The sequence below is a fragment of the Serratia sp. PL7 genome, assembly GCF_945957435.1.
In genome coordinates, this window is sequence record NZ_CAMFLB010000011.1 from 184,621 (window position 1) to 211,205 (window position 26,585).

Annotated in this window: 22 protein-coding genes; 5 read left to right on the plus strand and 17 right to left on the minus strand. The window is 62.2% G+C overall.

Translation table 11 applies throughout. The features are described 5' to 3' along the window. Positions 1-180 precede the first annotated feature (180 nt). The 8 genes from fbaB to yegS form a co-directional block, all read right to left on the minus strand. The gene (gene fbaB / locus N6G83_RS32890; protein ID WP_025303873.1) at positions 181-1,230 is read right to left on the minus strand and encodes a class I fructose-bisphosphate aldolase; all 1,050 of its coding nucleotides are present in this window, start codon (positions 1,228-1,230) and stop codon (positions 181-183) included. Positions 1,231-1,436: 206 nt separating this feature from the next. After that, on the minus strand, positions 1,437-2,123 hold the full coding sequence (locus N6G83_RS32895) for a GntR family transcriptional regulator (protein ID WP_025303872.1): 687 nt from the start codon (positions 2,121-2,123) through the stop codon (positions 1,437-1,439). A 98-nt stretch (positions 2,124-2,221) separates the two neighbouring features. After that, positions 2,222-3,553: an MFS transporter gene (locus N6G83_RS32900; RefSeq protein WP_099816844.1), complete on the minus strand. Its 1,332-nt coding sequence runs from the start codon at positions 3,551-3,553 to the stop codon at positions 2,222-2,224. Next, positions 3,534-5,039 carry a mannitol dehydrogenase family protein gene (locus tag N6G83_RS32905; RefSeq protein ID WP_260516080.1) on the minus strand — a complete coding sequence of 502 codons (1,506 nt, stop codon included), beginning with the start codon at positions 5,037-5,039 and terminating at the stop codon, positions 3,534-3,536. Before N6G83_RS32905 ends, N6G83_RS32900 begins: the two co-directional genes overlap by 20 nt. 51 nt (positions 5,040-5,090) lie before the next feature. Next, positions 5,091-6,380 (minus strand): MFS transporter, encoded by a 1,290-nt coding sequence (locus tag N6G83_RS32910; protein WP_025303869.1) that lies wholly within the window; start codon positions 6,378-6,380, stop codon positions 5,091-5,093. Between the two features lie 91 nt (positions 6,381-6,471). After that, complete coding sequence (locus tag N6G83_RS32915) at positions 6,472-7,488, minus strand: Zn-dependent oxidoreductase (RefSeq protein ID WP_162496006.1); 1,017 nt, start codon at positions 7,486-7,488, stop codon at positions 6,472-6,474. A 5-nt stretch (positions 7,489-7,493) separates the two neighbouring features. Continuing rightward, complete coding sequence (gene manD, locus N6G83_RS32920) at positions 7,494-8,708, minus strand: D-mannonate dehydratase ManD (RefSeq protein ID WP_025303867.1); 1,215 nt, start codon at positions 8,706-8,708, stop codon at positions 7,494-7,496. Positions 8,709-8,876: 168 nt separating this feature from the next. Further along, positions 8,877-9,782 carry a lipid kinase YegS gene (gene yegS, locus N6G83_RS32925; protein ID WP_043137977.1) on the minus strand — a complete coding sequence of 302 codons (906 nt, stop codon included), beginning with the start codon at positions 9,780-9,782 and terminating at the stop codon, positions 8,877-8,879. A gap of 29 nt (positions 9,783-9,811) precedes the next feature. On the opposite strand from yegS, the gene N6G83_RS32930 reads away from it, so the two are divergent. Beyond that, positions 9,812-10,033 carry a hypothetical protein gene (locus tag N6G83_RS32930; protein ID WP_141998673.1) on the plus strand — a complete coding sequence of 74 codons (222 nt, stop codon included), beginning with the start codon at positions 9,812-9,814 and terminating at the stop codon, positions 10,031-10,033. Positions 10,034-10,249: 216 nt separating this feature from the next. Here N6G83_RS32930 and yegQ read toward each other — a convergent pair whose 3' ends face one another. Both yegQ and N6G83_RS32940 read right to left on the minus strand, forming a co-directional pair. Further along, the gene (gene yegQ, locus N6G83_RS32935; protein WP_025303865.1) at positions 10,250-11,602 is read right to left on the minus strand and encodes a tRNA 5-hydroxyuridine modification protein YegQ; all 1,353 of its coding nucleotides are present in this window, start codon (positions 11,600-11,602) and stop codon (positions 10,250-10,252) included. 178 nt (positions 11,603-11,780) lie between these two features. Further along, entirely contained in the window at positions 11,781-12,119 is a 339-nt protein-coding gene (locus N6G83_RS32940; RefSeq protein WP_016926703.1) for a YegP family protein, read from the minus strand. Positions 12,120-12,456: 337 nt separating this feature from the next. On the opposite strand from N6G83_RS32940, the gene N6G83_RS32945 reads away from it, so the two are divergent. Both N6G83_RS32945 and N6G83_RS32950 read left to right on the plus strand, forming a co-directional pair. Beyond that, positions 12,457-12,720: an antitoxin gene (locus N6G83_RS32945; protein ID WP_004941563.1), complete on the plus strand. Its 264-nt coding sequence runs from the start codon at positions 12,457-12,459 to the stop codon at positions 12,718-12,720. 3 nt (positions 12,721-12,723) lie between these two features. After that, positions 12,724-13,113, plus strand: a complete 390-nt coding sequence (locus N6G83_RS32950) for a type II toxin-antitoxin system VapC family toxin (RefSeq protein WP_043137970.1) — start codon at positions 12,724-12,726, stop codon at positions 13,111-13,113. 7 nt (positions 13,114-13,120) lie between these two features. Here the strand turns inward: N6G83_RS32950 and baeR are convergent, their stop codons facing one another. Genes baeR through N6G83_RS32980 form a run of 6 tightly spaced genes read right to left on the minus strand, consistent with a single transcriptional unit; the run spans position 13,121 to position 24,106 of the window. Then, on the minus strand, positions 13,121-13,837 hold the full coding sequence (gene baeR, locus N6G83_RS32955; RefSeq protein WP_004941568.1) for a two-component system response regulator BaeR: 717 nt from the start codon (positions 13,835-13,837) through the stop codon (positions 13,121-13,123). Beyond that, the gene (gene baeS / locus N6G83_RS32960) at positions 13,837-15,219 is read right to left on the minus strand and encodes a two-component system sensor histidine kinase BaeS (protein WP_049204856.1); all 1,383 of its coding nucleotides are present in this window, start codon (positions 15,217-15,219) and stop codon (positions 13,837-13,839) included. Before baeS ends, baeR begins: the two co-directional genes overlap by 1 nt. After that, the gene (locus N6G83_RS32965) at positions 15,216-16,646 is read right to left on the minus strand and encodes an MFS transporter (protein WP_049296101.1); all 1,431 of its coding nucleotides are present in this window, start codon (positions 16,644-16,646) and stop codon (positions 15,216-15,218) included. Before N6G83_RS32965 ends, baeS begins: the two co-directional genes overlap by 4 nt. A gap of 10 nt (positions 16,647-16,656) precedes the next feature. Then, positions 16,657-19,737: a multidrug efflux RND transporter permease subunit MdtC gene (mdtC, locus tag N6G83_RS32970; protein ID WP_025303861.1), complete on the minus strand. Its 3,081-nt coding sequence runs from the start codon at positions 19,735-19,737 to the stop codon at positions 16,657-16,659. Then, complete coding sequence (locus N6G83_RS32975) at positions 19,734-22,853, minus strand: MdtB/MuxB family multidrug efflux RND transporter permease subunit (protein ID WP_142591403.1); 3,120 nt, start codon at positions 22,851-22,853, stop codon at positions 19,734-19,736. Before N6G83_RS32975 ends, mdtC begins: the two co-directional genes overlap by 4 nt. Continuing rightward, entirely contained in the window at positions 22,853-24,106 is a 1,254-nt protein-coding gene (locus N6G83_RS32980; RefSeq protein ID WP_260516076.1) for an MdtA/MuxA family multidrug efflux RND transporter periplasmic adaptor subunit, read from the minus strand. Before N6G83_RS32980 ends, N6G83_RS32975 begins: the two co-directional genes overlap by 1 nt. 272 nt (positions 24,107-24,378) lie before the next feature. Here N6G83_RS32980 and N6G83_RS32985 point away from each other — a divergent pair, with 272 nt between their 5' ends. Then, on the plus strand, positions 24,379-25,332 hold the full coding sequence (locus N6G83_RS32985; protein ID WP_043137956.1) for an aldo/keto reductase: 954 nt from the start codon (positions 24,379-24,381) through the stop codon (positions 25,330-25,332). A gap of 68 nt (positions 25,333-25,400) precedes the next feature. Continuing rightward, positions 25,401-26,018 (plus strand): pyridoxamine 5'-phosphate oxidase family protein, encoded by a 618-nt coding sequence (locus tag N6G83_RS32990; RefSeq protein WP_025303857.1) that lies wholly within the window; start codon positions 25,401-25,403, stop codon positions 26,016-26,018. Here N6G83_RS32990 and N6G83_RS32995 read toward each other — a convergent pair. Next, on the minus strand, positions 26,015-26,581 hold the full coding sequence (locus N6G83_RS32995; RefSeq protein WP_025303856.1) for a GNAT family N-acetyltransferase: 567 nt from the start codon (positions 26,579-26,581) through the stop codon (positions 26,015-26,017). The two genes, N6G83_RS32990 and N6G83_RS32995, sit on opposite strands and share 4 nt — an antisense overlap. Between the last annotated feature and the right edge of the window lie 4 nt (positions 26,582-26,585).

Here is a 26,585-nt window from a genome sequence, read left to right on the forward strand (position 1 = left end):
ATGATTTATGTCGTTCTCTTTCGCATATTTGGAATAAAAAAAGCCCAAGGATAGTAAATAAAAACTAATTCTTATTTTTGCTTATAAAATACATTCGGTTGCATTATTTCCTTGTCAAGACCTCCCTCGATGCACAAAAAAGCCCGGCGAGCCGGGCTTTGGGACAGGCGGTCTGTCACATCAGGCGATGGTGACCTTCTTGTCCAGGTAGGCGTCTTGCACGGCGTTGATCAGCGCCACGCCGTCTTTCATCGATTTCTTGAAGGCTTTACGCCCCAGGATCAGGCCCATGCCGCCGGCGCGTTTGTTGATCACCGCGGTGCGCACCGATTCCTGCAGGTCGTTCTCACCGGCGGCGCCACCGGAGTTGATCAGCCCGGCGCGGCCCATGTAGCAGTTGGCCAGCTGGTAGCGCACCAGATCGATAGGGTGATCGGTGGTGAGTTTGTTGTAGACGCGATCGTCGGTATAGCCGAATTTCACCGCGCGGTAGCCGCCGTTGTTTTCCGCCATTTTCTGTTTGACGATGTCGGCGCCGATGGTGGCGGCGATGTGGTTAGCCTGGCCGGTCAGATCGGCGCTGGAGTGGTAGTCCACGCCGTCCTTGGTGAACGCCGGGTTACGCAGATAGGCCCACAACACGGTGACCATGCCCAGCTCATGCGCGCGCTCGAAGGCGATCGAGATCTCTTCGATCTGGCGGCGCGACTGCTCGGAGCCGAAGTAAATGGTGGCGCCGACCGCCACCGCGCCCATGTTGAACGCCTGCTCGACGCTGGCGTACAGGGTCTGGTCGTACTGGGTCGGGTAGCTCAGCGTTTCGTTGTGGTTGAGTTTGACCAGGAACGGGATCTTGTGCGCGTAGCGGCGCGATACCGACGCCAGCACGCCGTAGGTGGAGGCGACGCAGTTACAGCCGGCTTCAATCGCCAGCTCGACGATGTTCTTCGGATCGAAATACAGCGGGTTGGCGGCGAACGAGGCGGCGGCGGAGTGCTCTATGCCCTGATCGACCGGCAGGATAGACAGGTAGCCGGTGCCGGCCAGGCGGCCGTGGTTGAACAGGGTTTGCATCGAACGTAGCACGCTGTTGGGGCGGTTGTTATCGATCATTACGCGGTCGACGAAGTCGTCGCCCGGCAGGTAGAGATTCTCGGCGGGGATAGTGGTACAGCGGTGTTGCAGCAGATCTTCCGCTTCCTTTCCTAGCAACTGCACAATATCAGTCATGATTCACTCCCGATTAAGCTTCTTCATACACCGGCAATGCAAGGGTTTTTGACCACCGGCGCAGTAAAAAAGCGGTGATTGAAGCTGTAAAGCGATGCTACCGAACTTGATCCGGCAAGGACAAACAATAGATGCGATTGAGAGGAAATGCCATTGGCGTGGCCAAATACGCGGGGGCGATCGCCCCCGGCGCGCTAAGCGATTGATTATTCGATCTCGAACCACTCGGTGTTCTGCAGGGCGATCGGGGTGATGGAGTAGATCATCTCCTGCAGGTGATCGTGGATGGCGCGCTCCGCCGCCTCGGCATCGCGCGCTTTCAGCGCCTCGTAGATGCGGTAGTGCTGCTTGATCAGGCTCTCCGGCGGCGAGACTTCGCTTAGGCTGAGGAAACGCACTCGATCCATGGTGGCCTTGATGGTTTCGATGGTCTCCCACGCCAGCGGGCAGTCGGCAAACTGGGTCAGCAGTTGGTGGAATTCGTCGTCCAGCGCCAAAAACTCGCGCGTTTGCCCGTTCTGCGCGGCCAGCGCCTGGCGGTGCAGATTATGCTCCAGCGTCATCAGCTGCGCCGGGGTGGCGCGCTCGGCCGCGCGGCGCACGATGGCGCATTCCACCGCCTGACGGATAAAGCGCCCGTCGGCCACGCGCTTGGCGGAAATCTTCATCACGAAGGTGCCGCGCTGCGGCAGGATCTGCACCAGGCCGGCCTCCGCCAGCTTGATGAAGGCTTCGCGCACCGGCTGGCGCGAAACGCAAAAGCGGGTAGAAATCTCTTTCTCGGACAGCAGGGTGCCGGGGGGAATGGTGCAGTCGACGATATCCTTGCGCAGGAAGCGATAGATCTGTTGGTTGACCGGGACGTTGTTGGTGAGACTGTACGTTTCAGACATGGCGACAATCAGGCATCTGGCTGGAATTCGAATGCCACCATACTAGCAGATTATTGGTTAAGGGCGGGGGGATAAATCCACCCGCCGAGCAGGGTAACTCAGTGATGCCAATCCTGATATTCCTGCTTGCGCCGCGCTGGCGCAGTTTCCGGCATCAGGCTCAGGCCGATGGCCGACACCACGCCCAGCACCATCATGTACCCCGCCAGCCCGTAGTAGTGGCCGCCGGTCACCTGCAGGATCTTCACCGCCAACAGCCCGAGAATGCCGCTGCCGATCAGCGAGCCGATCTGCCAGATCAGCGCGATGCCGCTGCAGCGCACGCGGGTGGGGAACAGCTCCGGGAAGTAGGAGGCCTGCGGCGCGTAGCACATGCTGTGGCCGAAGGTCAGCACCACGATCATGGCGATCTGCGTCACCCAGAAACTATCGAGGTTGATCGCCATAAAGAACGGCACGATGCACACCACCTGCAGCAGCGCGCCGGCGATGTACACCGGTTTGCGCCCCAGCCGATCGGAGAGGCGGCCCATCAGCGGAATGGTGAAAATCTCCAGCAGCACCGCCACGATCATCGCCTCCAGCAGAATGGTTTCGTTGAGGTGGTTGGCCTTGCCGTAGGCCAATACGATCACCGTGAACATGGCGAAGGCGCAGGCTTCGATCAGCTTGGCACATACCCCTTTGCCGATAAGGCCGGGATAGCGGCGGGCCACTTCCACCACCGGCCGGCTCTCCACCGCTTTGGTGGCGCGGATCTGGGTAAACACCGGCGATTCGTCGATCCTCAGGCGAATAAACAGCCCGACCAGCACCAGCAGCAGGCTGAGCAGGAACGGAATGCGCCAGCCCCAGTCCAGCATCTGCGCCGGTGACAGCACTGCGGTCAGCAGCGCGAACAGCCCGGACGGCAGCAGGAAACCGGCGGGCGCGCCGATCTGCACCCAACTGGCGTAGAAGCCACGCTGGGGCGGCGGCGCATATTCGGCGGTCATCAGCACCGCGCCTGCCTGTTCGCCGCCGACGCCGAAGCCCTGCAGCACGCGGATAAAGATCAGCGCGAGCGGCGCCCAGATGCCGATCTGCTCATAGGTGGGCAGCAGGCCGATGCAGAAGGTGCCGAGGCCGACGATCAGGATAGTGATCACCAGCGCCTTCTTGCGGCCGACCTTATCGCCGATGTGGCCGAACACGATGCCGCCCAGCGGGCGCGCCAGGAAACCGACCGCGTAGGTGGCGAAGGCCGCCAGCGTGCTGATCAGCGGATCGGCGCTGGGGAAAAACAGCTGGCCGAAGAACAGCACCGCGGCGGTGCCGTAAGCGAAGAAATCATAATATTCGGCGGCGGTGCCGATGGCGGAAGCGCTGGCGACGCGCCGCAGCAGCGGTTGATTGCCGGTATTGACGGCGTTATGCGTGGTGACGGTCATCGGAAACCTCCCGGTCGGTAAGCGGCAGAGCGGCGACGGCGGCTTTGGCCCCCAGGCTCAGCAGTTGATGATAAGCGTGGCTGACGGCGCGGACGAAGTCAGGCGAATCGGGCAGATCGTGGCCGAAGACGCTGTCGAGTTGCAGCAGCGCCAGGACGCGGGGCCGGCCTTCCTCGCTGCCGGCGACCAACGCGGCGAGGCGCTCGCGCAGCGGATCGCTGATATCGATCGGCCCGCCTTGTTCATCGCGGCCGCCGACGTAGCGCATCCAGCCAGCGACGCCCAGCGCCAGGCAGTCGAAGCGGCTGCCACGCGCCAGATGCCAGCGGATCGCGTCCAACAGCCGCTGCGGCAGCTTCTGCGTGCCGTCCATGGCGATCTGCGCGGTGCGGTGTTTCAGCGCGCGGTTGCGGTAACGCTGCAGCAGCGAGTCGGCATACTGCGCCAAATCGACGTTCGGCACCTGCAGGGTCGGCGCCTGTTCCGCCAGCATCAGGTGACGGGCGGCGCGGACAAAATCCGCATCCTGCATACAGTCGCCGACGTGCTGATAACCGGCCAGGTAGCCGAGGTAGGCGAGGAAGGAATGGCTGCCGTTCAGCATGCGCAGCTTCATCTCCTCGTACGGCAGCACGTCGCTCACCAGTTCGGCGCCGGCCTTTTCCCAGGCCGGGCGCCCCTGAGGAAATCGGTCCTCAATGACCCACTGGCTGAACGGCTCGCAGGCCACGCCGACGTCATCCTCGACGCCGCCCAGCCAGGTGCGCAACTGCCGGCGGGCCTCCGGCGTTACCGCCGGCACGATGCGATCCACCATGGTGGAAGGGAAGGCGACCTCTTGACGCACCCAGTCGGCCAACGCCGGATCCTGCCGCTGCGCCAGTTCGACCAGCACCTGGCGCGTGACCCGGCCGTTAGCCGGCATGTTATCGCAGGACATCACGGCGAACGGCGGCAGCCCGCGTTCACGGCGCAGGCGCAGCGCCGCCAGCAGCAGCCCCGGCGCCGACTGCGGCTGTGCCGGGTGGGCGATATCGTGCGCGATCGCCGGGTGTTCCTCCATCAGCCGACCGCTGGCGGGGTGGTAGCAATAGCCCTTTTCGCTGATGGTCAGCGAGACGATGGCGATCTCAGGCTGTGTCAGGGCCGCCAGCACCGCCGCCAGCCCGTCGGTTTGCAAGTGCAGCGCCTGGCGAACCACGCCGATGACCCGGCCCCGCCAGCCGTCGTCGTCCATCTCCGCCACCGAGAACAGCAGGTCCTGTTGCCGTAGGTCGGCGATCTTTTGCTGGCCGTGCTGCATGCTGATTTCGCAGTAACCCCAGTCACTGCCGTGCTCGCTGGCCAGCCTGTCGGCGTACATCGCCTGGTGCGCGCGGTGAAACGCGCCGAAGCCGATATGCGCCATGCGCGGTTTCACGCGCTCACGTGCGTAGCCGGGCCGGATAACGGCGGCCGGCAGCGCGCTGTGGTCGGAAAGTCTCATGTTCAATGTCCCTGGAGGGTAAGCAAAGGGGCGAAGCCGCCCCGTCTGGCGTTAGGGTTTTAAGATTTGCACGCCCGCCGTTGCGCGCGGCGCCTTGATCACCAGCAGCACCAGCAGCGCGCCCAGCGCGGCGACGCCGCCCGCCAGCATAAAGGCGCTGTCGAATTTGCCGGTGTTCTGCACGATGTAGCCGGTGACGATCGGCCCGATGATGCCGGAGACGCTGCCGATCAAATGAATGAACCCGCTGGCGCCGCCGACCCGGGATTTATGCACCACGTCCTGGATGATCGCCCAGTAGAGAGCGCCGGTGATGTAAAGGAAGAAGATCGACACCGACATCAGCATCACCGCCGGCACCACGCTGCTGACGGTGCCTGCCAGCGCCACGCACACCGCCGCCGCCAGCAGGCTGGTGACCAGCACGATCTTGCGCGACAGCAGCAATTTGCCGGTGATGTTGAAGATCTTGTCGGAAATATAGCCCCCGAGCGCCAGCCCGACGAAGCCGACGATCCACGGGATCATCGTGGTCAGGCTCATCTCTTTGATGTTCAGGTTGTGCGCCTGCACCAGATACGAGGGGAACCAGCTCAGGAAGAAGAACAGGATGTAGTTGTAGCAGAAGAAGGCGAAGGCGGTGACCAGAATGATCGGCTGCTTCAGGTAGTAACCCAGCCCGTGAGCGGCGTCGCTCAAGGCGCTTTCCTCGCCGAGATTTTCCTGTTTCAACTGTGCGATCAGCGCCCGTTCTTCGTTGCTGACGCGTTGGCTTTTCGCCGGGTTATCCGCCACCACGAAGAACCACACCAGCATCCAGACGATGCCGATGGCGCAGATGATCATGAACGCCGGCCGCCAGCCGAACGCCAGCGCCAGATAGCCGACGATCGGCCCGGCCACCGCGCCGCCCAACGGTGAACCGGCGCTGAGCAGGCCCATAGCGGTCGCCGCCTGTTTCTTCGGGAACCAGCCGTTGATCATCTTGTTGGCCGAGGCGCAGATCGGCCCTTCGGCCATGCCGAACAGGACGCGCAGGATCAGCATCGAGTAAAAACCGGTGGCGATCGCCGTCATGCCGCAGAAGATGGACCACAGGCCGACCGCCACGCCCAGCACCAGCGTCGGGCCGAAGCGGTCGACCGCCAGCCCGCCGACGAAGTTGAAGATGGCGTAGCCGAAGAAGAAGCTGCCGAAGATCAGGCCGAACTGTTCGGCGTTCAGCATCAGATCCTGTTCGATCATCGGCACGGTGATCGACAGCGCCACGCGATCGAGGTAGTTGATCATGTAGACCATGAACAGCAGGAACACGATGGTCCAACGCAGGTTTTTAAACATAAAGCACTCCACTGGGTGTCGTTTTAATCGTGATGCTTCGTTGTTTGCACGGGCGGCGGGTGCCGCCCCATGCCCCGATGCTGCCGTGACGTTACTCGAACTGCAGCAGTACCTTGCAGCAGGTGCGCTGATCCCGCTCGAACATCTGCATTGCCCGTTCGACGTCGCCGGCGGGCACGCAGTGGGTGAGTAGCCGCTGCGGGTCTAGCTTGCCGTCCGCCATCCAGGCGATCACCAGTGGGAAGCGCGCGCTGTTCAGGCGCGAGGAGAAGATCGACAGCTCCTTGCTGGTGATGCTCTGCTGGGTCAGGGTGCAGGCGTCGCCGGAAAAGCCCATGATGCCGATGCGCGCCGCCGGCGAAGCCAGCGCGATCGCCTCCGGCAAAATGGCGGGGTGGCAGGCGGCATCGACGATCAGCGTCGGCTGAATGCCGCGCTGCTGCAGCGCCTGCGGCAATGCGGCCTCGGCGTTGTTGAATACTTCGTCGGCACCGTTGGCGCGTGCCATGTCCAGCCGTTCGGCGATGCGATCGACGACCCACACCTGCTTGACGCCGTACACGCCTTTCAGCGTCTGGATCACCGTGAGCCCCATCGGCCCGGCGCCGTAGATCAGCGCGATGTCGTCGGGGCGCGGTTGCAGATGGGCGGTAATGTTGGCGGCGATAGTGAAGGGTTCGATCATCGCGGCGTGGCGATCGCTGATGGCGGCCGGAACCGGATAGGCGTTGCGTGCCGGCACGCAGGCGTAGTCGCTGAAGCCGCCGTCGCGGTGCACGCCGATCACCTGCAGCGAGGTGCAGACGTTGGGGCGGCCGACCGAACAGGGATAGCAGTGGCCGCAGCTCACCACCGGGTCTACCGAGACGCGTTCGCCGAGGCGCGCCGGATCGACGCCTTCGCCCAGCGCATCGATCAGGCCGAAGAACTCGTGGCCGATCACCCGCGGGTAGCGGGCGAACGGGTTATGGCCGTGATAGATATGGACGTCGGAGCCGCAGATGCCGGCGAATTTCACCTTGACCCGCACCTCGCCGGCCGCCGGCTGTGGCAGCGCGCGCGTCTGCAGCGCCAGGCGCCCGGGCTGTTCGATCACGACGCTGCGCATGGTGTTTACCAGTTCCATAAGGTGCCATCCTCCAGACGCGCGACCGGCAGGTAGGCCGGTTCATAGGGGTAACGGGCCGCCAGCTTCTCATCGAACTCGATGCCGATGCCCGGCTTGTCGCCCGGATGCATATAGCCGTCGTCGAACGTCCAGCTGTGCGGGAACACCTCGAGCATTTGCTCGGAATAGCCCATGTATTCCTGCACGCCGAAGTTTGGCACCCACAGATCGAAGTGCAGCGCCGCCGCCATGCAGATCGGCGACAGATCGGAAGGGCCGTGAGAACCGGTGCGCACCTGATACAGCGAGGCGAAGTCGGCGATGCGCCGCATGCCGGTAATGCCGCCCGCGTGCGTCAGGGTGGTGCGGATGTAGTCGATCAGCTGTTCTTCGATCAGCTGTTTGCAGTCCCAGATGCTGTTGAACACCTCGCCGACGGCGATCGGCGTGACGGTATGCTGGCGGATCAGGCGGAAACAGGCCTGATTTTCCGCCGGCGTCGGATCCTCCATCCAGAACAGGCGATACGGCTCGGCGCTTTTACCAAAGCGCGCCGCTTCAATTGGCGTCAGGCGGTGGTGCATGTCGTGCAGCAGGTGCTCGTTGAAGCCGAACCTGTTGCGCACCGCGTCGAACAGTTTGGGGGTGAAATCGAGGTATTTTTCCGTCGACCACAGCTGCTCTTCCGGCCAGTCACCCTTGGTGGCCGGCTCATAGGCCTGGCCTTTGCCCTTGGCCATGCCGTAGGTGGTTTTCATGCCGGGCACGCCGCATTGAACGCGGATCGCCTTGAAGCCTTGTTCTTTATGTTTGGCGTAGTCGTCGAGCACCTCGTCGATCGAGTGGCCGGTGGTATGGCAATACACCATCACTCCCGAACGTGAGGCGCCGCCCAACAGCTGATACAGCGGCATGTTGGCGGCCTTGGCCTTGATGTCCCACAGCGCCATGTCGACGGCGGAAATGGCCGACATGGTCACCGGGCCGCGCCGCCAGTAAGCGCCTTTGTAGAAGAATTGCCAGAGGTCTTCGATCCGCTGCGCGTCGCGGCCGATCAACTGCGGGCAGAGGTGATCTTTCAGGTAAGAGGCCACCGGCAATTCGCGCCCGTTCAGCGTGGCGTCACCGAGGCCGATGATGCCGTCATCGGTGGTGATTTTCAGCGTGACAAAGTTGCGCCCCGGGCAGGTGACGAACACCTCGGCGTTGACGATTTTCATAACCTTCACATCCTGTAGCTGCGGAGAGATAGCGCGAAAATACGTCATGAACTAACTACCATACAAGTATGAATTGATGAATTTGCCGGAGAGGATCACATTTGATCGCGAGTGGAAGCGGATGAACGGAGGGGAAGAAGTGGGGCGCAGCGGCTGCGCCCGACAAGGTCAGCCCAGCAGGGCGCAGTTAGGCGGCAGGCGGCATTCGATGGCCTGCGGCAACACTTCGATGCGGAAATGGCGGCCTTTGAGCGGTTCGCCGTCGAGGTTGAAGGTCATCTCATGCGGCGCGTCGATCTCGAGCCACGGCAGCGCCGCGCTGAGGATGCTGTTGCTCTCTTCGTCGTTGAACAGGGCGGCGACCAGCGCCGGCAGCAGTTCATCGGCGATCAGCAGGCGCAGCTGCAGCAGGCCGTCGTTGATCAGCGCGCTGGGGCACAGTTCCTGGCCGCCGCCGGCCTGCTTGCCGTTGCCGATGCCGATCACCAATGCTTCGCCGGCCCAGCGGAAGTCCGGCCCGCGGATTTCACAGCGATCGGCCTGCAGCGTATCCATGCGCAGCAAGCCGTGCACGAAGTAGGACACGCCGCCCAAGGCCGCCTTCAACTTCTCCGGTGTCTCGGTGGTGATACGGGTGCCGAAGCCGCCGGTGGCCATGTTGATGAAGTAGCGCTCGCCGTTGACCTTCGCCAGATCGATCGGCACCGAGCGGCCCTTGATCGCCAGCTGCAGCGCCAGTTCGGGGGATGGGGGGATATTGCACGCCATGGCGAAGTCGTTGGCGGTGCCGAGCGGCAGAATGCCCAGCGCCGGCCGGTTATGCGCCGGCAGCTGCACCAGCGCGGCGGCCACTTCGTTGATGGTGCCGTCACCGCCGCCGGCGACGACGGTGCCGACGCCGAGTTGTGCAGCTTCCGCGACGTAGCGCGCGGCGTCGCCGTGCTCCCAGGTCACGCGCACGTACAGCGTGATTTGCTCTTCGCGCAGCCGTGTGACCGCCTGACGCAGTTCTTCGTTGCCGGCGCCCTTGCCGTTGAGAATAAGCAGGGCGGCTGCATGTGAGTGTTGAGGCATTACCGATCTCCTCCGGCGGAAAACCAAGAATGCCTCAAGATAAACCAGCCTACGCCGCCAAGCCATCAGAATATTCAGCTAATTCCGGTTATTTCCTATTGTGCCGTGAATATGAAGACGATGCGAATTTATCTGAATTTAACCTGACAATAAGCGGAATTTTAATGGCGGCAGGATTAATCGCTATAGCGTTATTTATATATCGATGTGGCGTTATTATTTTTATTAAAATGGATAACGGGAAAACGTAATGAAAAATAGGCGCACCGGCGGCAATGGCGGACCCATAAAGAAAAAGCCAGCCCAAGGGAGATTGGGCCGGCTAAGGAGGTGGTTCCTAGTATTGCTATGCAAATATTTTCGTTGTTCGTTTTAAGCAGCGTGATAGTAACCAAGCTGCGGGCACATTGATGTGATCCAATTCTAATATTTGCTAAAAATCGCCGCCGAATGGCGACGATTGATTGTTAGGCTCCGGCGCTATTTTCTTCCGCCAAATTGCGGATCAGCAATGCATAATTGAGATCAATATCCTGCGGGATCGGCAAATAAACGATATGGCCGTTGCCCGGCGCGACCTCAATCGGCTCGCCTTTCTTATTTTGCATGCTTTCGAGGGTGAACAGCACGTTGCCGCCTGGCGTCATCATCTCGACGCTGTCGCCGAGTGAGAATTTATTCTTCACGTCGACTTCCGCCCAGCCTTCGCGGCGCACGCCGGTGAACTCGCCGACGAACTGCTGGCGCTCGGAGAGCGAAGAGCCGTATTCGTAATTCTGCTGCGCTTCGTGCACGTGGCGGCGCAGGAAGCCTTCGGTATAGCCGCGGTGCGCCAGGCCTTCCAGCGTGGTGAGCAGGGTCGGATCGAACGGTTTGCCGGCAACGGCGTCGTCGATGGCGCGGCGGTAGACCTGGGCGGTGCGGGCGCAGTAGTAGAAGGACTTGGTGCGCCCTTCGATCTTCAGCGAATGCACGCCGAGCTGCGTCAGACGCTCCACGTGCTGGATGGCGCGCAGATCCTTGGAGTTCATGATATAGGTGCCGTGTTCGTCTTCGAAGGCGCTCATATATTCACCTGGCTTTTGCGCTTCAGACAGCATGAACACCTTGTCGGTCGGCGCGCCGATGCCCAGCGTCGGCTCGACGGTCTGCACCGGGATCGGTTCGTGCAGGTGCACGATATTGCCGGTGTCGTCCTCTTTGCCTTCCTCCGCCTTGTACTGCCAGCGGCAGGCATTGGTGCAGGTACCCTGATTGGGATCGCGTTTGTTGATGTAGCCGGACAGCAGGCAGCGGCCGGAGTAGGCCATGCACAGCGCGCCGTGGACGAAGATCTCCAGCTCCATGTCCGGCACTTCGGCGCGGATCTCGGCAATCTCTTCCAGCGACAGTTCGCGCGACAGGATCACGCGGGTCAGGCCCATTTGCTTCCAGAACTTCACCGTCGCCCAGTTAACGGCATTGGCCTGCACCGACAGGTGGATGTCCATCTGCGGGAAGGCTTCGCGCACCATCATGATAAGGCCAGGATCGGACATGATCAGCGCATCCGGGCCCATATCGATAACCGGCTTCAGATCGCGCAAGAAGGTTTTCAGCTTGGCGTTGTGCGGGGCGATGTTCACCACCACGTAGAATTTTTTGCCCAGCGCATGCGCTTCGTTGATGCCCTGCGCCAGATTCTCGTGGTTGAACTCGTTGTTGCGTACCCGCAGGCTGTAGCGCGGCTGGCCGGCGTAAACCGCATCGGCGCCGTAGGCAAAGGCGTAACGCATGTTTTTCAGCGTTCCGGCCGGGGAGAGAAGTTCCGGTGTAAACATAGTGTGTCTCGGTCTGATTTCAGGTCAGCACCACGCCACCTGATGGCGCAGTAAAAGCGGGGGATTGTAGCCGCAGCGCGGCAAGAAATCAGCAGTTAACCGGATTTATTCAAGGGAGATTGATCCCGGTCAAACGGAAAACGCGCGGTGGCGGCCACCGCGCGGGCGAAACGGGGGATCAGGCGCTCAAATCGCGGATATCGGTGGTCGGGCCGTTTTTCGTCACCGACTGGATACCGTTTTTGGCCGCGCTTTCGGAGCTGTACATTTCGCTGACGCCGATCACCTGATGGTTCTTGGCCTTCAGCACAAAATAGGGCTGATTGCTGGCGCTGTGCTTCAGTTCGTACTGCGCTTCGTGCGGTGAATTGGTCTGCACCGAGGCGATGCCGTTCTCCGCCGAGGCTTTGCTGGCATACATCTCGCTGGCCAGAATAATTTCGCCGTTACTGGCTTTCAGGTTGAAGTGGTACTGTCCGTTCTTTGCTTTTTTCAGCTCGTAATGACCGATTGCCATGGTTCTTCTCCTGTAGGTTCCGATTCGTGATGTAAGTGTAGCCAATCGCTTGAAAATCGGCGGCTAAACCTCACTGCAGCTTAGTCGAAAAAATGCGCAGTTTTTTTGCGCCGGCGCGGAGTTTTCATTCGGTGAGCCCGGCGCCGCACGGGAAGCTAAGGAAAGGCGCGGTGATTGCGCAGTGCGCCGCATAATGACAATTACGTGGTTTCATCGAGCAGCATTGCGCGTTACCGTTTGCCCGCTACGTAAAGGTGAGTGAAAAGTGAGCGATAGATCTTGGCATCGACGCGCTGCAGGCATATGCTTTGGCCTATGCCTGCTGTGGAGTGTCGAGATGGAAAGAATCGCCAAGCTGTTTAAAAACGGTAGAAATCAGGCGGTGAGGTTACCGGTGGAATTTGAATTTGATACGGATCGTGTGTATATCCGTCGCGATCGGGAGGGAAACGTGATTTTATCCAAATATCCAGCAAAGCCGGACAGCTGGGCACCGCTGCTGAGCATTATCGCCCAAACGCCGGTGCCGCAAGAGTTTCTTGGCGCGGAAGATCGTCAGCAAGGGGTTGCAGACCGCGATCCATTCTCAGAGGAAGAGTAGGCGATGTACATGTTTGATACCAACACCGTCAGCCACTTGTTTCGGCAGCATCCGCAGGTGCTTAACGTCATGCAAAAGCTCCCGCCTTCTGCCGTATGTATTTCCAGCGTCACGGAGGCGGAACTGCTTTACGGTGTGGCCAAACGGCGGAACAAGGCGTTGCAAAGCATGGTCGAGGCCTTTCTTGCTGCGGTGACGGTCTATGCATGGGATCGCGAGGCCGCCCGCTGCTACGGTGAAATGCGGGCAAACATGGTGAGAAAGGACAAAATCATGGGCGCGATGGATCAACTGATCGCCGCTCACGCGCAGAGCCGTGGCGCGACGCTGGTGACCAACGATCGCGCATTCGCCATGGTGCCCGGGTTGGCGGTTGAAGACTGGACGCGCTGATTTCCCTCTAAACCCCATTCATCAGCCGGCAGGGCTCGGCTTCCCAGCGGTAGCCCACACCGTATACCGAGCGAATAAAGGATTTTTCCCCGTCGATCAGTTCCAGCTTGCGGCGCAGGTTTTTGATGTGGCTGTCGATGGTGCGGTCGGTGACCACCCGGTAGTCGTCGTACAGGTTGTTCAGCAGCTGCTCGCGAGAAAACACGTTGCCTGGCTGGCTGGCCAGCGTTTTCAGCAGGCGGAACTCCGCCGGCGTCAGATCCAGCAACTGCCCCTGATAGCTGGCCTGGAAGCGCGGTTCATCGATGTGCAGCAGGTCATCTTCCCGCGCGTTCTCCTGCGGCCGATAGCTGCGGCGCAGGATGGTTTTCACTCGCGCCACCACTTCACGCGGGCTGTAGGGTTTGCAGATGTAATCGTCGGCGCCGATCTCCAATCCCAACAGGCGGTCAATCTCTTCGATTTTCGCCGTCACCATCACGATGGGCACGTCGCTGAAGCGGCGCAGCTCGCGGCACACCGTCAGGCCGTCGGCCCCTGGCAACATCAGGTCGAGTAAGATCAGCGCCGGCGGATGCTGGTGCACGGTCGGCACCACTTCATTACCGTTGGTCAGCCAGCGGGTGGCGTAGCCCGCCGCCTGCAGATAATCCACCAGCAGCTGGCCCAGCTTGGGCTCATCTTCAACAATCATGATCTGCACGGGTTGATTCTGAATGTCCATCAGGGCGCCTTATTTTTTATCGGGGTAGCAAATTCTACTGTAATGCGCACGCCGCCTAAAGGCGAATGCTCGGCGCGGATTTTCCCGTCGTGCGCTTCCACGATGTTGTGGCAGATCGCCAACCCCAGCCCTGAGCCGCCGCTGGCGCGGTTGCGTGAACCTTCCGCCCGATAGAAGCGTTCGAAAATGCGCGTCAGTTGCTGATCGCTGATGCCCGGCGCGCTGTCCTGCCAGCAGAGGATCAGTCTCCCCGGCTGCAGCTCGGCGCCGATCTCCAGCCGGCCACCGACGTCGGTGTAACGCAGGCTGTTTTCCAACAGGTTATTGAACAGCTGGTTCAGGCGATCGGGATCGCCGAACAGCGGCGCCTGGGCCGGCAGATGGGTGACGATCTCCAGCCCTTTGGCGCGGAAGCGTTCGCGGAAGGCGGCGACGGCGATCTGCACCAGGTGCACGCAGTCCACCTGCGCCTTGCGATAGGCCAGCGCGCCGAGATCGGAGAGCGACAGCTGGTGCAGGTCGTCGACCAGTTTGGTCAAGGTGGATACCTCAGCCTGCAGCGAGCTGAGCGACGCCGGCGTCGGCTGGCGCACGCCGTCCTGCAGCGCCTCCAGCTCGCCGCGCAGCACCGCCAGCGGCGTGCGTAGCTCGTGCGACACGTCGGCCATAAAGGCGCGACGCATCTGCTCGTTTTTTTCCAGCGAGGTGGCCAACTGGTTGAAGTCGTGCGCCAGCCTGCCCAGTTCATCCTGGCTGCTGACCGCCACGCGGGTGGTGAAATCGCCCGCCGCCAGGCGGTGGGTGCCCGCCACCAGGCGCTTGACCGGGGCCAGCATGCCGCGCGACAGCAGCCAGGTCACCGCCGCTGCCAACAGGGTGGAGAGCGCGACGATAATCCAACTGGTGCGCCGCTGCTGGCGATCGAAGTTGATGTCCGTATTGCGCGTCAGGCGCTCGACCGGGGTGGTGAGCACCCAGCCGACGATCTCGTTGTTATAGCGGATTGGGTGGCGCGGCCCCTCTTTCGGCAACGGGCCGGAATGCCCGACCAGCCGATTGAACTGGCTGTCCACCACCCAAAACTGGGTGCGCCAGCCCTTGGGCGGCAGATTGTGGCTGCTGTCGCTGTTCTGTTCGAACGAACGCATGATTTGGTAGACCACCTGATCGTTGTTGCGCAGGAATATCCAATTGCCATGATGGCTGTACTGTTCCTCCAGCGCTTCGCTCAGCATGTTGATGCGCTGCTCGTTGCTGCTCTTGATGTAATCGATAAAGCCGCGCTCAAAGCTGACGCGCACCCCCCAATGCATGGTGATCAACACCAGCATGCAGGTAGCGAAAATGGCCAGGAACAGCTTCCCGGTAATGCCTATCCTCATTGCAACCTCGTTGAGCCGGTACCCGGCTCTTTGGTCAGCGTGCGGTTGGGCGCGCTATCGGCCGGCACGCGCGCGAAGGCGAGCGCGGGCAGGGCGATAATCAACGCCATACAGCAGTAGCTGTAAATAAATGCGCTGTGAATGGCTGGGCTATCGGCCACCACCTGGTGATGGGCGAAGCTGCCGATTAAGATGCCGGCGACGCTGACGCCGAGGCTCATCGACAGCTGCATGACCATCGACAGCAGGCTGTTGCCGCTGCTGGCCAGCCGGTCCGGCAGATCTTTCAGCGTCAGGGTGTTCATCGCCGAGAAGCGCAGCGAGTTGACCATCCCCTGGAAGAACAGCACCACCGGCAGCAGCCACAGCCAGCCGAGCATCGCCGCCAGCAGGAAACTCAGGCTGACCAGCGCCAGCAGCAGCGTGGCGGCCACCAGCACGTTGCGGTAGCCGAAGCGGTTGACCACCTGCACCACGATGCGCTTCATGCCCATGCTGCCGATGATCATCGGGATCATCATCAGCCCGGCGTGGAACGGCGAGAAGCCCATGCCCACCTGCAGAAACAGCGGCGTCATGAACGGCAGCATGCCGCTGCCGATGCGCCCCAGCAGGCTGGCCAGCAGTCCGATCTTGTAAGTCGGGGTGCGCAGCAGCCGCAGCGAGAACAGGGCGCGGCTATTGCCGTAAGCATGCCAAACATACCCCAACAGCGCCGCCACGCCCAGCGCCACCAGGCCGGCGATGGCGCTGCCGGACAGCCCCATGCCTTTGTGGCCGTCGAGCGCCAGCGTCAGCGACGCCATGCCGATCGCCAGCAGGATAAAGCCGCTGACGTCGAAGCGGCGGGTCTGCATTTGGTAGTTGGGCATCAGCAGCAGCGTGGCGATGGCGCCCACGATACCCACCGGAATATTGATCAGGAAAATCCAATGCCAGCTGGCGTATTGCACCAGGAAGCCACCCAGCGCCGGCCCCATCAGCGGGCCGATTTGGCCTGGCAGCGTTACGAAGGTCATCGCCGCCATGTACTGCTCGCGCGGCACGATTTTCATCACCGTCAGGCGGCCGACCGGCACCATCATCGCGCCGCCGACGCCCTGAAGCACGCGCGAGGCGATCAGTTCGTTCAGGGTTTCCGAGCGGGCGCAGAGGAGGGAGCCGAGGGTGAACAGCACGATGGCGCTGAAAAACACCCGCTGTACGCCGACCTTGTCCGCCAGCCAGCCGCTGGCCGGCAGCGTCACCGCCACCGTCAGCACATAGGAGACGATCACCGACTGCATGCGCAGCGGGTTCTCCCCCAGGCTGGCGGCCATCGAGGGCAGGGCGGTGTTGACGATAGTGGTATCCAGCGTCTGCATAAAGAAGCCGAATGCCACTATCCAGAGTTGCCAGCGTACTGTGGCGGTGTGTTTCATCAGCATCAGTCGGCCATTAATGGGGCAACGGGGCCAGTTGCTTGTTGCGGCGGAACTTCGCCTGCAGCCGGTCGAAGTAAAGGTAGACCACCGGGGTGGTGTACAGCGTCAGCAGCTGGCTCATCACCAGGCCGCCGGCGATGGTGATGCCGAGCGGCTGGCGCAGCTCCGCGCCGTCGCCGCGGGTCAGCACCAGCGGCAGCGCGCCGAACAACGCCGCCAGCGTGGTCATCATGATCGGCCGGAAACGCAGCAGGCTGGCCTGGAAAATCGCCTCGCGGGCGCTGATGCCGCCGTTGCGCTGCGCTTCGAGCGCGAAGTCAACCATCATGATGGCATTTTTCTTCACGATACCGATCAACAGCATGATGCCGATCAGCGCGATCAGGCTGAACGGTGCGCCGAACAGCTCGAGCGCCAGCAGCGCCCCCACGCCGGCGGAAGGCAGCGTGGAAAGGATGGTCAGCGGATGGATATAGCTCTCATACAGCACGCCGAGCACGATATACACCGTGGCGATCGCTGCCAGGATCAGGATGAGCTGCGACTTCAGGGTGTCCTGGAATACCTGGGCGGTGCCGGCGAACGCGCCGCGCACCGTGGACGGCACGCCGAGCTGAGTCATGGTGCGCTCTACCGCCGCGGTGGCGTCCGACAGGCTGCCGCCGTCCGGCAGGTTAAAGGAGATGGTCGAGGCGGCGGACAGCCCCTGATGGTTTACCGACAGCGGCGCGTTGGCCGGTCGCCAACTGGCGAAGTAGGAGAGCGGTATCGCCTTGCCTTCGTTGTTGATGATGAACATTTTGTCCAACGAGCTCACGTCCTGAGTGTAGGGCGGCGCCACTTCCATCACGACTTTGTATTGGTTGAGCGGTTGATAGATGGTCGAAATCTGTCGCTGGCCGAAGGCGTTGTTCAACAGGTTGTTGGCGTCGGACACCGAAATGCCGAGGCGCGCCATGGTTTCGCGATCGTAGACCAGATCCATCTCCGAGCCTTTATCCTGCTGATCCGAGTTGACGTCCGCCAGCTCGGGCAATGCGGCCAGCGCGGTGCGGATCTTCGGCTCCCATTCGCGCAGCGCGGCGAGATCGTCCGCCAGCAGCGTATATTGGTAGCTGGCGTTGGCCTGCCGGCCGCCGACGCGGATATCCTGTACCGCCATCAGAAACAGGCTGGCGCCCGGTTCTTTGGCCAGGCGGGCACGCAGGCGGGCGATCACTTTCTGCGCGTCATCGCTGCGTACCGACAGGGGTTTCAGTGAGATGAACATCGAACCGCTGTTGGTGCGCGAGCCGCCGGTAAAACCGGTGACGTTTTCCACGTCCGGATCTTCGCGCACGATTTTCATGAAGTCTTCCAGTTTGCCGCGCATCGCCTGGAACGAAATGCTTTGGTCGGCCTGGATAAAGCCCATCAGACGCCCGGTATCCTGTTCAGGGAAGAAGGTTTTCGGGATGCTGATATACAGCCAGACGTTGAGCGCAACGGTGGCGAGGAACACCGCCAGCACCCAGCGCGAGTGGCCGAGCACCCAGTTCAGCGAGCGTCCGTAACCCTGCTGCAGCGCCAGCAGCATTTTGCCGAAGCCGCGCGCGCGCCGCTGCGAACGCGCCGGCTGGTGGCGCAGCAAATAGGCACACATCATCGGCGTGAGCGTCAGCGAGACGATGAGCGACAGCCCGATCGATACCGACAGGGTGACGGCGAACTCGCGGAATAGCCGGCCGGGCAGGCCTTCCATCAGCAGCAGCGGGATAAACACCGCCACCAGCGAAACGCTCATCGACAGCACGGTGAAGCCGACTTCCCGCGCGCCCAGCAGCGCGGCGTTGATCGGTTTCATGCCGGCCTCGACGTGGCGGGAAATGTTTTCCAGCACCACGATGGCGTCGTCCACCACAAAGCCGGTGGCGATGGTCAGCGCCATCAGCGACAGGTTGTTGAGGCTGAAGCCGCACAGATACATGGCGGCGAACGAGCCGATCAGCGACACCGGCACGGCGACCGCCGGGATCAGCGTGGCGCGCCCGGAGCGCAGGAAGATGAACACCACCAGGATCACCAGCCCGATGGCGATCGCCAGCGACTGTTCCACCTCGGCCAGCGACGCGCGGATGGTTGGCGAACGATCCTGCGCGACGTTGAGTTGAATCGAGGCCGGGATATTCTCCTGCAGGGCGGGCAGCTCGGCGCGAATGCGATCGACGGTTTCGATGATGTTGGCGTCCGGCGCGCGGCTGATGGCCAGAATGATCGCCGGTTTGGCGTCGGTCATCCCGGCGTTACGCACGTCTTGCACCGAGTCTTTGACCTCGGCCACGTCGGCTAAACGCACCGCCGAGCCGTTGTTGTAATGAATGATCAGCGGACGATAAGCATCGGCGGTTTTCAGCGCGTCGTTGGCCTGGATCTGCCAGCGCTGCTGCGGGTTTTCCACGGCGCCCTGCGGACGGCGCACGTTGGCGTTGGCGATGGCCTGCCGCACGCTGTCCAGCGACACGCCCTGATTGAACAGCGCCGAAGGGTTCAGCTCCACCCGCACCGCCGGCAGCGAGCTGCCGCCTACGGAAACGTCGCCGACGCCCTCGGTCTGGCTGATCTTCTGCGCCAGCTGGGTGGAGGCGAAATCGTAAAGCTGCCCCTGGCTGTAGGTGTCCGAGGTCAGCGTCAGGATCATGATCGGCGCGTCGGAAGGGTTGACCTTACGGTAGCTGGGGCGGCTCGGCATGCCGGTCGGCAGCAGGCTTTGCGCGGCGTTGATCGCCGCCTGCACGTCGCGCGCGGCGCCGTTGATGTCGCGATCGAGATCGAACTGCAAAATGACGCGGGTACTGCCGAGCGAACTCATCGAGGTCATTTCGTTAACCCCGGCGATGCGGCCCAGCGCGCGCTCCAGCGGCGTCGCCACCGAGGACGCCATGGTTTCCGGCGAGGCGCCCGGCAGCGACGCGCTGATCGAAATCACCGGAAAATCCACCTGCGGCAGCGGCGACACCGGCAGCAGGCGAAAGCCGATCGCGCCGCTGATGGCGATGGCCAGCGTCAGCAGGGTGGTGGCCACCGGCCGGTGAATGAACAGGGCGAAGAATTTCACGGCAGCTCCTGCGTATCCAGCTGGCGATGCGTGTTGCGCGCCAGCTTGTCAAACAGCAGGTAGATCACCGGCGTGGTGAACAGCGTCAGGATCTGGCTCATGATCAAACCGCCGACCATACAGACGCCGAGCGGATGCCGCAGCTCCGCGCCGACGCCGGTGCTCAGCATCAGCGGCAGCGCGCCGAGCAAGGCCGCCAGCGTGGTCATCAAGATCGGCCGGAAACGCAGCAGACAGGCCTGATAGATGGCGTCGCGCGGCGATAAACCCTGCTCGCGTTCCGCCGCCAGCGCGAAGTCGATCATCATGATGGCGTTCTTCTTCACAATGCCGATCAGCAGGATGATGCCGATGATGGCGATCACGTCCAGCTCGCTGCCGGCCAACATCAGCGCCAACAGGGCGCCGACCCCGGCGGTCGGCAGGGTGGAGAGGATGGTGACCGGATGAATGAAGCTTTCATACAGCACGCCCAGCACGATGTACATCGCCACCACCGCCGCCAAAATCAGCCACAGCGTGCTGCCGAGCGCCGCCTGGAAGGCCAGGGTCGCCCCCTGGAATTGGGTGGTGATGTCCCTTGGCATATTGAGATTTTTTTCCGCCTGGGTGACCGCGTCGACCGCCTCGCCGAGCGAGTAGCCGTCGGCGACGTTGAACGAAACGGTGGCCGACGGGAACTGGTCGAGATGGTTCACCGACAGCGGGCCGAAGCGCTCTTCGATTTTGGCTATGGCGCTCAGCGGCACCACGGCGCCGTCGTTGCCGCTCAGACGGATCTCATTGAGCGCCGCCAACCCCGGTGTCGCGCTGACGTCGTGCTCCAGCACCACGCGGTATTGGTTGGCCTGGGTGTAGATGGTGGAGATCAGGCGCTGGCCGAACGCGTTGTACAGCGCATTGTCCACGTCGCTCATGGTGACGCCGAGGCGGGAGGCCGAATCGCGATCGACGTTGACATAGGCGACCAGCCCCTGATCCTGCCAGTCGCTGGTGACGTCCGCCAGCTGCGGGGTTTGCTTCAGCTCATCCATCAGCTGCGGCACCCACAGGCTGAGATCGTCCAGCGACATCGCCTGCAGGGTGAACTGGTACTGGGTGCGGCTGACCTGGGTATCGATGGTCAGATCCTGCACCGGTTGCAGATACAGCTTCACGCCGGGGAACTGCGCCGTTTGCTGCTGCAGGCGGCTGATGATCGCCGGAATGCGCTCGCTGCGTTCGCTCAGCGGCTTCAGGTTGATCTGCAGCCGGCCGCTGTTGAGCGTGGCGTTGCTGCCGTCGACGCCGACGAACGAGGTCAGGCTCTCCACCGCCGGATCTTTGAGAATCTGCGCCGCGACCTGCTGCTGGCGCTCGGCCATGTTGCTGAACGAGACGCTCTGCGGCGCCTCCAGCGTGCCCTGAATGATGCCGTTGTCCTGCACCGGGAAGAAACCTTTCGGGATCAGCAGGTACAGCAATACCGTCAGCGCCAGCGTGCCCACGGCCACGCCGAGCGTCAGCCAGGGATGGTTAAGCACCGTTTTCAGCCACTTGCCATATTGCGCGATCACCCGGTCGAAAAAGCGTTCGGAGGCGGCGGAAAAACGGTTCTGCTTGCGCAGCGATTCGTGGCTGAGCATGCGTGCGCACATCATCGGCGTCAGCGTCAGCGACACCACGGCGGAGATCAAAATTGCCACCGCCAGCGTGACGGCGAACTCGCGGAACAGGCGGCCGACGATGTCGCCCATGAACAGCAGCGGGATCAGCACCGCCACCAGCGAGAAGGTCAGAGAGATGATGGTGAAGCCGATCTCGCCGGCCCCTTTCAACGCGGCGTCGAGCGGTTTTTCCCCTTTCTCGATGTAGCGCGAGATGTTCTCGATCACCACGATGGCGTCGTCCACCACGAAGCCGGTGGCGATGGTCAGCGCCATCAGCGTCAGGTTGTTGATGGAGAAGCCAAGGAAGTACATGGCGGCGAAGGTGCCCACCAGCGACAGCGGCACCGCCACGCTGGGGATAATGGTCGCCGGCACGTTGCGCAGGAACACGTAGATCACCATCACCACCAGCGCGATCGCCAGCAGCAGCTCGAACTGCACGTCGCTGACCGAGGCGCGGATGGTGGTGGTGCGATCGGTCAACACCTTGACGTCGACTGACTTGGGCAGGCTTTTAATCAGCGTCGGCAGCATTTCGCGGATGCTGTCGGCGGTGGTGATGACGTTGACGCCGGGCTGGCGTTGGATGTTCAGCACGATCGCCTGTTGCTTGTTGGCCCAGGCCGCCAGTCGGGTATTTTCCGCCCCTTGTTCGATGGTGGCGATATCCTGCAGGCGGATCGCCGCGCCGTTCTGATAGGCGACGATCAGCTGGCGATAGTCGTCGGCAGATTTCATTTGGTCGTTGGCGGAGAGGGTGACCGATCGGGTCGGGCCGTCAAGGCTGCCTTTCGCCGAGTTGACGTTGGCGTTGCTGATGGCGGCGCGAATGGTTTCACTGTTCAGGCCATAGGCGGCGACCGCCGCGGCGTTCAATTTTACGCGCACTGCCGGGCGTTGGCCGCCGGCCAGCGTCACCAGGCCGACGCCGGTCACCTGAGAAATTTTTTGCGCCACGCGGGTTTCCACCATGTCTTCCACCTGCGTCATCGGCATGGCGGTGGAGGTCACGGCCAGCGTCAGGATCGGCGGATCGGCGGGGTTAACCTTGCTGTAGATCGGCGGGTAAGGCAAATCGGTCGGCAGCAGGTTGGTGGCGGAGTTGATCGCCGCCTGCACTTCCTGCTCCGCGACGTCGAGCGGCAGCGCCAACTGGAACTGCAGTGTGACCACCGAGGCGCCGCCGGAGCTTTGCGACGCCATTTGCTTCAGGCCGGACATCTGGCCGAACTGGCGTTCCAGCGGCGCGGTAATGGCGGAGGTCACCACGTCCGGGCTGGCGCCGGGGTACAGCGTCACCACCTGGATAGTGGGGTAATCCACCTCCGGCAGGGCGGACACCGGCAGCGCGCGATAACCGATAATCCCCGCCAGCAATATTGCCAGCATCAGCAGCGTGGTGGCGACCGGACGCAGAATAAACAGGCGGGACGGACCGCCGCCGGCGTTGGGAGGCATCACCTGCATCAGGACTTCCTCTGAACGTCAGGTTCGCGCTTGGCGTTGGCCGCCGCCGGCGCTTCGCTCGGCGCGAGCACTTCCACCTGCATGCCTTCGGTCAGGCGATCGATGCCGTCGGTCACCACCCGATCGCCGGCGTTGAGACCGGCGCTGATCACCACCTGCCGGCTGTCCTGCACGCCGGCGGTGACCCGATGTTTGCTGACCTTGTTGTCTTCGCCGAGCGTCCAAACGAAGTTGCCCTCGTTGCCCATCTGCAGCGCAGCGGTCGGGATCACCACCGCATCGTGCAGGGTATCCACCTGCAGCCGCGCGTTGACGAACTGATTGGGGAACAGCGCGTCATCTTCGTTGGCGAAGCGCGCTTTCAGCTTGATGGTGCCGGTGGCGGTATCAATTTGGTTGTCCAGGCTCAGCAGCGAACCGGTCGTCAGCTTGTTCTGGTTGGTGCGATCCCAGGCTTCGACGCTCACCGGCCCGGCTTTTTGCGCCTTGAGCAGATCGGCGATGTTGCCTTCGGGCAGCGTGAACACCACGTCGATCGGGTGCGTCTGCGTGATCACCACCAGAACGGTGGTGCTGCCGCTGGTAACGTAGTTGCCGACGTCGACCAGTTTCAGGCCGACGCGGCCGTCGATTGGCGCAGTGATGCGGCTGTAGGTGATCTGCAGTTTGGCGCTGTCGACCGCGCCCTGATCGGCCTTGATCGCGCCTTCGGTCTGCTGCACCAGCGAGGCCTGCGTATCCAGCTCCTGACGGGACACCAGATTGGTTTTCACCAGCTGCTGATAGCGCGCCAAATCGCGTCGGGCGTTGGCCAGTGTGGCCTGATCTTTTGCCAACTGCCCCTGAGCCTGGGTCAACTGAACCTGGAATGGCCGGGGATCGATTTCCGCCAGCAGATCGCCGGCTTTGACCTGCTGGCCTTCGGTAAAGTGGATCGCCATCAGTTGGCCATCGACCCGGCTGGTGACGGTCACGGTATTGGCGGCGGTGGCGGTGCCCAAGCCGGAAAGATAGCGTGGCACCGTCTGTTGCGTGGCGGTCGCCGCTTGCACCGGCGACATCGGCGCGCCGCGTCTGCCGCCCGCCGCGCGGCCCGCTCCCGTTTTACCGGCGGCCTGGTGCGCGCCCGGCGTCGTCCCAGCGGTCGGTTGGGCGGCGCTGAAATGGCGCCAGGCCAGAACGGCGACGATGATCGCAATCGCCGCAACCAGCAGGCGCAGCAGCAGGGAACGACGTTGGGGTTTTGCATTCATGGTGGTGAAAATTCTCTCCAAAAGGCAGGGGCGCGGGCACTCATTGCCACAAAAATGACACTCCTTACAGGATACTAGTTTAGCCAGCGAAGACGGCATAAAAATGAAGGAAATATGGAGGAACCGTCAGCATTGTCTTAATAACTGGGTGATTTGCGCGTGCTATGTTTATAAGTGATTTATTCCGGCTTATAGCCAATACGTTTTAACGATTTCCTGTATTTGGCGCTAATAATTAACAGGCAAATCATTTAACCCATGGAGCCTTTGTGATGAGCAAGAAACAACTGGGTCGTTCAGGCATTCAGGTGCCGGCGTTAACCTTCGGTGGCAACGTGTTCGGCTGGACGGCGGATCAAGCGACCTCGTTCAGCCTGCTGGATGCGCTGGTGGACAATCAGCTCAACTTTATCGATACCGCCGACGTTTATTCCAGCTGGGCGCCGGGCAACCGGGGCGGCGAATCGGAAACCGTCATCGGCGAATGGCTGAAGAAGAGCGGCAAGCGCGACCAGGTGATCATCGCCACCAAGGTGGGCAAACCGATGGGCGAAGGCAAGCAGGGGCTGTCGCCGCGCTATATTCAGCAGGCGGTGGAGGACTCGCTGCGTCGCCTGCAAACCGATTATATCGATCTTTATCAGTCGCACGACGATGACCGCGATACGCCGCTGGAAGAGACGCTGGCGGCGTTCGATGCGCTGATCAAGGCCGGCAAGGTGCGGGCGATCGGCGCCTCCAACTATCAGGCGGATCGCCTGGAAGAAGCGCTGCGGGTGAGCGAGAGCAACGGATTGGCGCGCTACGAAACCCTGCAGCCGGAATATAACCTGTATGCGCGCGAAGGGTATGAAGCCGAGCTGGAAGGCGTGGCGCAGCGCCATGGCCTCGGGGTGATCAACTTCTTCGCGCTGGCCAGTGGTTTTCTGACCGGCAAATACCGCAGCAAAGCGGACGAGGGCAAAAGCCAGCGCGGCGATCGCATCGTCGAACGCTACCTGAACCCGCGCGGTTTCCGCATTCTGGCGGCGCTGGATCAGGTGGCGGGCAAACACGGCAGCTCCCCGGCGCAGGTTTCGCTGGCCTGGCTGATAGCGCGCCCGAGCATCACCGCGCCGATCGTCAGTGCGACCTCGTTGCCGCAGCTGGATGAGTTGGTCAGCGCCACTAAGCTGACGCTGGATGCGGACGACATTCAGGCGCTGAACGACGCCAGCGCCGAGTAGGGGGCGTTACCCGGCGGCGATTTTGCTCTATGCTGAAGAGGTTAACATGGCCCATTCAGGAACCCGCAATGTCTGGTGATACCATCAACGACCTCGCGACGCTGGAACAGCTGTACGGCAAACCCGCCGCGCCCTCGGTTTTTAAAGAAGTCAGCTATATTCACCCGGCGTACCGCCCGTTTATCGAGGCGGCGCCGTTTGCCGCGCTCTCGACGGTCGGGCCGGACGGCATGGATGTCTCTCCGCGCGGCGATCCGGCCGGTTTTATCCATATCGAAGACGAGAAAACCCTGCTGCTGCCGGACCGTCGCGGCAATAACCGCATCGACAGCCTGCGCAATATCCTGCACGACAACCGGGTGGCGCTGCTGTTGCTGATCCCCGGCATCGGCGAAACGCTGCGGATTAACGGGCGGGCGGAAATCGTGGTGGCGCCGGCGATGCTGCAGCGCTTCGTCCACCGCAACCAGCTGCCGCGTTCGGTGCTGCGCATTCGGGTGGAGGCGGTGTTCTTCCAGTGCAGCCGGGCGATCTTGCGTTCGGGATTGTGGGAAGAGGGCAGCCGCCTCGAACGTTCGGCGCTGCCCAGCCCCGGCCATATTTTGGCCGCGGTGAGCCAAACGCGCTTCGACGGTGAGGAGTACGACAGCGCGCTGCCGCAGCGACTGAAGGATACGCTGTATTAATCGCCGTGGCGTTCGCGCCACATTTGCCGGTTCAGCCGATACAAGACGTGCTTTTGCAGCGGATGGCCCGTCGGCAGGCGCGGATGCAGGAAGGTTTCGCCGTCAAACTGCATGCCGATGCGCGTCATCACCCGGCGCGACGGCTGGTTATTTTCGGCGGTGAAGGACACCACTTCCGGCAAGCGCAGCGTGTCGAAGGCGTACGCCAGCGCGGCGCGCGCCGCTTCAGCGGCGTAGCCGTTGCCCCAGTGAGCCGCCGCCAGCCGCCAGCCAATCTCCACGCAGGGGGCACAAGGCAGATCGTCGCCCGGCCGCGCCAGCCCGACAAAACCGATAAAAGGCGCGCCGCCTTTCACTTCCACCGCCCATAGCCCCCAGCTATGTTGTTGCATGAAGGCGCGGATGCGTTCGGCCTGCGCGTGGCTTTCCTCGGCCGTCATCGTCGCCGGGAAATAGCGCATCACCTGCGGATCGGCGTTAAGCGCGGCGAAGGCCGGCAGATCGTCGTCGCGCCAGGCGCGCAGCCGCAGCCTGGCGCTGTCGAGGGTAAGGATGGTCGACATGATG